Genomic DNA, 5,026 nt, shown 5'->3' on the forward strand with positions numbered 1-5,026 from the left:
GGCTAGCTACAACGGGATGATCTTCATCAATATGGACCCGGCCGCCGAGCCGCTGGAACAATTCCTGGGCGACTTCGCGTACTACCTCGACTTCTACACGAAGCAGAGCTCCCATGGGCTCGAGGTTCGCGGACCTCAGCGCTGGCGAATCAACGCGAATTGGAAGATCGGCGCGGAGAATTTTGCCGGCGACATGTACCACACGCCACAGACGCATAGGTCGGTCGTGGAGATTGGCTTGTTCCGCGAGCCGAAGGCCGCAAAACGCAAGGATGGTGCCACCTATTGGGCGCACAAGGGAGGCGGCACCACTTACAAGCTTCCCCCGGGCGGCTTCGAAGACCGTATGCGCTACGTTGGCTACCCGCCCGCGATGATCGAACAGATCAAGCAGGTTTGGTCGCCACAGCAGCAACGGCTCGTCGGCGACGACGGCTTCATGATCTCGGCGGCCTCCTGCTTTCCGAACCTTAGCTTCGTACACAATTGGCCCAAGGTCGAAGAAGGCGAGGACGTGCTGCCATTCATTTCCATCCGGACATGGCAGCCGATCAGCGAGAACGAGACCGAGGTGTATTCGTGGTTCGCGGTGGATTCGTCGGCACCCGAGGAATACAAGAAGAATTCCTACAGGGCGTACCTGATGTGCTTCGGCTCGACGGGAATGTTCGAACAAGACGACGTCGAAAACTGGGTGTCGCTGACCAACACTGCCGGCGGATCGATGGCCCGCCGACTCCTGCTCAACAGCAGGATGGGCTTGCTCGACGATGACAGCCCGGTCGTCGATGTCCTGTCCGCCGACCGATTCCATGGGCCAGGAGCCGCGCGCGTTGGTTATAACGAGAACAACCAGCGTGAATTGCTCAAGCTGTGGGCCGACTATCTCGAGATGCCGCCGCTCAAGGCGGATCCGACTGCGGTCGGGACCTCCCCTACCAACAGCGTTCGATCCACTGGTACAGACGACCATATTGGGTCCGGTTGGCACCATCGATCAGAAGGCGCCCCAGCATGACCAGCACCAAACCTGGCCAGCCCGCAGGTTACAGCCGCGCCGGCGCCGGCGGTAGCTACTCCGAACAGGCCGTGCTGGGCGCTGGCGCACCGCGGCAGCAACGCGTGGGCAAGCCTCTCGCGTTCGCAGACGAACGCCACCTGATGGCCCACCATTTCCTCGTCGAGGAGGCGTACCTGCTCGACGCCCAAGACTACGAAACCTGGCTCGACACACTGACTTCCGACATTCACTACGTCATGCCGGTCAAGGTGACTACCGCGCTGGGCGCGGGCTTCGACACCTCCCCCGGCATGGCGCATTTCGACGAGAACAAATACTCGCTGAGTCGACGAGTTGCGCGTTTCCTGACCGAACACGCCTGGACCGAGGATCCGCCGTCTCGACTGCGGCACTACGTCACCAACGTACGTACCTTCGCATCCGAAGACGACGACCATTTGATCGTCGAGTCCGCCGAACTGCTCTTCCGGAGTCGAGGCGATGTGACCGACGCAGCACTGATCTCGTGCGGCCGCGAAGATCTTTTGCGGCGAGAGACCCAGCGTTGGAAGCTAGCGCGGCGGATCATCTCGGTCGACGAGTCAGTACTGCGAGTGCAGAACCTGGCGGTGTTCCTGTGACAGCCGAATTGGACGGCGAGCGCGAACACCCGCAAACCGCACGGCGGGCGGCGGCCGAACCCCCCAACCTGCTCGCCCAAGCCGTTGGCGAAGCCATAACCGTCGCAAACGAATTCACCGAGGTCATCGTCCAACGAGCCGAGACCCGCAATGGGACACGCCTGTTGATCTCCTCGCCCAGGTCGGGCCGGTGGATCACCCTGGATGCCCTCGAGGTCGAGGCGCTGGCATGGCAGAACACCCGCACGCTGGCTGCGATGGTTGGAAACATCTACGCGCCGCTGGTTCCCGATGAGGCCGAACCGTCATGACCAGCTGGCTGCATGGCAAAAGAGCACTGATCGTCGGTGCCGGCTCTGGTATTGGGCGCGCGGTCGTGGACGCGTTCCGCGCGGAAGGGGCGCAGGCGGCGGTGTTGGAGAAGGATCCAGCCAAGTGCGAGTCGCTCCGTAAAGAACATCCCGATATTCCGGTGATCGAAGGCGACGCAACAACGCGGGAGGCAAATGAGCGCGCGGTCGCGCTGGCCGTCGAGGTGTTCGGTGGGCTGGACACCCTGGTCAATTGCGTTGGCATCTTTGATTTCTATCAGGGAATCAACGACATTGATGCCGATCGCCTCAATGCCGCATTCGACGAAATGTTCCGTGTCAATGTTTTGAGTCATCTGCACTCGGTGAAGGCGGCGGTTCCGGCGCTTCGCTCGCAACGGGGCTCGTCGATTGTTCTCGCAGAGTCCGCGTCGTCGTTTTATCCGGGTCGCGGTGGGGTTCTATACGTGGCGTCGAAGTTTGCCGTCCGCGGTCTGGTGGCGGCACTGGCGCATGACCTCGCCCCGGAGATCAGGGTCAATGGTGTCGCGCCCGGCGGCACAGTCAACACCGACTTGCGTGGCCTAAAAAGTTTGGGGTTCAACGCAACACGGCTCGATGATACGCCCAACAGGGTCCGCGATCTCGCCGCGCGCACACCACTGAACGTCGCGCTGTCCGGCGCGGATCACGCGTGGAGCTTCGTGTTTTTCGCATCGGACCGGTCGAGGGGCATCACTGCAGGAACCACCCATTCCGACGGCGGATTCGGTATCGCGGCACCGAAGATGGCGCGGCCGAACTAAGGACAGCCGAGGTACTACTGCTCAATCGCCGAGAGAGGAAGGGGAAACGAACATGGCAAGGGTCACAGCTGATTTGGGAGCATGCCAGGGCTACACCAATTGTGTCATGGCTGCTGGCGACTACTTTGACATCAGCGATGACGGCGTGGTTGTGCTGCTCAACACGGATGTTCCCGAATCCGAGCGCGCCCGGGTGGAAGAGGCCGCGCGCAGCTGCCCGGTCTCTGCACTGCGAGTGGAAGAGTGAGGACCGAATCAACAGTAATCGTCGGTGCATCCGTCGGTGGCGTGCACACGGCGCGGGCACTGCGAATGGCCGGCTACAGCGGACGGATCGTCCTGGTCGGCGACGAACCTATCCTGCCCTACGACAAGCCGCCCCTGTCCAAAAGCATTCTAGCCGGCACCCAGTCGTCCAACGACATCTCGCTGCTGACCCGCGCTCAATCCGAGGAACTCGGGATTGAGTTGAGTTTGGGCAACGCGGCCACACGACTTCACGTTGCTGACCAACAAGTCGAACTCGATGACGGCGGCCGAATCTCCTACCAACATTTGGTTGTGTCCACCGGTGCCCGGGCGCGCCCATCGCCGTGGGGGAAGCCGGACGGAGTCCACGTGGTTCGTACCCTGGAGGACTCGCACCGGCTTCGTCAGGACCTGGAGCACGGTGGACGCCTTCTAGTTGTTGGTGGCGGCTTTATCGGCGCAGAGACGGCGGCGACCGCCCGCCGCATGGACCTAGCGGTATCCATCGTCGAACCCAATCGTGTGCCAATGGAACGGGTGCTTGGCCACGAGATCGGCGAACGGTTTCTCCGACTCCACCAACGACACGGCGTCGAAACGGTTTTCGGTGTCGAGGTGCAAGAGCTTCGCGGCCGGCGCGGCAACTTCCAATTGCGCCTGACCGATGGACGAAGACTGGACAGCGACTATATTGTCCTCGGCATCGGAGCGATTCCCAACGACCAGTGGCTGGCATCCTCTGGCGTGCAAATCGATAACGGCGTGGTTTGCGACAAGCATCTGCGCGCGGTCGGTGCACCCAACATCTACGCCGTCGGCGACGTCGCCAGGTGGCAGAATCCACGCCGGAAACAGCTAACCCGTATGGAACACTGGACCAACGCTATCGAACAATCCGCAGTGGTTGCGCACAACATTACCTATCCCGAGGATCTCACCGCCCACGCTGCCGTCGAGTACGTATGGAGTGATCAGTACGATTGGAAGATTCAGGTGGTGGGCATACCGGGCATCACCGAATTGCGTGGGTTAGAGATCGTCGAAGACACCACAACCGGGCAGTTCGCCGCCCTATATAGCTCCGACGACCAGACGTTAAGCGGGTTGGTCGTGGTCAACTGGCCTCGTGCCCTCGTCGAAGGCCGCCGAGCCCTCGACAACGACACGCCATATCCCGAATTCAAGCAGCGCCTTGAACGTTTGGCGACGGCGGCGCAGCATCGAACCAAAGAAGGTGTCGGACCGTGACATCTCCGAGTCTGGATGAGAAGCGTGACTTGGTCGCCCAGGCTTGCCGGGTCGCAGCCGCCCGCAAACTGGTCGACGGCATTCTCGGCCACATTAGTCTGCGCATCGACGAGGATCATCTCCTGATTCGCTGCCGAAGCGACTCCGACACTGGTGTCGCGTTCACCCGCGGCTCCGACATCCGGCTTATCCGATTCGACGGAAGCGCTGGTGCCCCCGACGAACTCGATGGCTATCGAGTTCCCAACGAACTGCCCATCCACGTGGAGGCGATGCGCGCAAACCCTGACCATCTGGCGATTGCGCATTTGCATCCTCCAGCAGTCGTCGCAGCAGATCTGGCAGGTATCAAAATCCGACCGATATACGGTGCCTATGACATCCCGGGCGCCTGGCTCGCACGCCGCGGTGTGCCCGTCTACGAACGTGCCGTGTTGATCCGCAGTCCTGAATTGGGAAAGGAAATGGTCGCCGCAATGAGAGGCCAGCCCATTGTGATCTGTCGCGGGCACGGAATTACCAGTGCAGCGGCGTCGGTCCAAGAGGCGGTGCTGCAGGCCATCCGACTCGACGAGCTCGCGCGCATGTCGCTGAAGGTCGTCGCCGCCGGCGGTTCGCTTTGCGACCTTGATGAGGACGACTGGGACGATCTCCCCGATTTGGGGCCAAATTTCATCACCGCTGCCGCTTGGAGGTTCGAGGTCGCACGCGCTGCGGTCTGTTAGCCGCTTCAATACTATCCGAGCTGATCACCGATCCGCGCTGCTGTGT

7 protein-coding genes are annotated in these 5,026 nt (G+C 61.5%); all 7 read left to right on the forward strand.

What is annotated here, in order from left to right; translation table 11 throughout:
- Window positions 1-1,018 (forward strand): RHO alpha subunit C-terminal catalytic domain-containing protein (locus tag VFW69_RS10755; protein ID WP_526500980.1); only part of this gene is annotated, 1,018 nt, incomplete at its 5' end.
- Window positions 1,019-1,089: 71 nt separating this feature from the next.
- The gene (locus tag VFW69_RS10760; protein ID WP_526500990.1) at window positions 1,090-1,641 is read left to right on the forward strand and encodes an aromatic-ring-hydroxylating dioxygenase subunit beta; all 552 of its coding nucleotides are present in this window, start codon (window positions 1,090-1,092) and stop codon (window positions 1,639-1,641) included.
- A gap of 68 nt (window positions 1,642-1,709) precedes the next feature.
- On the forward strand, window positions 1,710-1,952 hold the full coding sequence (locus tag VFW69_RS10765) for a dihydrodiol dehydrogenase (RefSeq protein WP_526500992.1): 243 nt from the start codon (window positions 1,710-1,712) through the stop codon (window positions 1,950-1,952).
- Entirely contained in the window at window positions 1,949-2,758 is an 810-nt protein-coding gene (gene hcaB, locus VFW69_RS10770) for a 3-(cis-5,6-dihydroxycyclohexa-1,3-dien-1-yl)propanoate dehydrogenase (protein ID WP_526500982.1), read from the forward strand. The genes VFW69_RS10765 and hcaB overlap by 4 nt, the downstream gene beginning before the upstream one ends.
- Window positions 2,759-2,810: 52 nt before the next feature.
- A complete protein-coding gene (locus VFW69_RS10775) occupies window positions 2,811-3,005 on the forward strand; it encodes a ferredoxin (RefSeq protein WP_526500984.1) in 195 nt (64 codons plus the stop codon).
- Window positions 3,002-4,255: an NAD(P)/FAD-dependent oxidoreductase gene (locus VFW69_RS10780; protein WP_526500986.1), complete on the forward strand. Its 1,254-nt coding sequence runs from the start codon at window positions 3,002-3,004 to the stop codon at window positions 4,253-4,255. The genes VFW69_RS10775 and VFW69_RS10780 overlap by 4 nt, the downstream gene beginning before the upstream one ends.
- On the forward strand, window positions 4,252-4,980 hold the full coding sequence (gene phtC / locus VFW69_RS10785) for a 3,4-dihydroxyphthalate decarboxylase (protein WP_526500988.1): 729 nt from the start codon (window positions 4,252-4,254) through the stop codon (window positions 4,978-4,980). Before VFW69_RS10780 ends, phtC begins: the two co-directional genes overlap by 4 nt.
- The last annotated feature ends 46 nt before the right edge of the window (window positions 4,981-5,026 follow it).

This window comes from Mycobacterium sp., from assembly GCF_036273375.1.
GTDB lineage: Bacteria > Actinomycetota > Actinomycetes > Mycobacteriales > Mycobacteriaceae > Mycobacterium.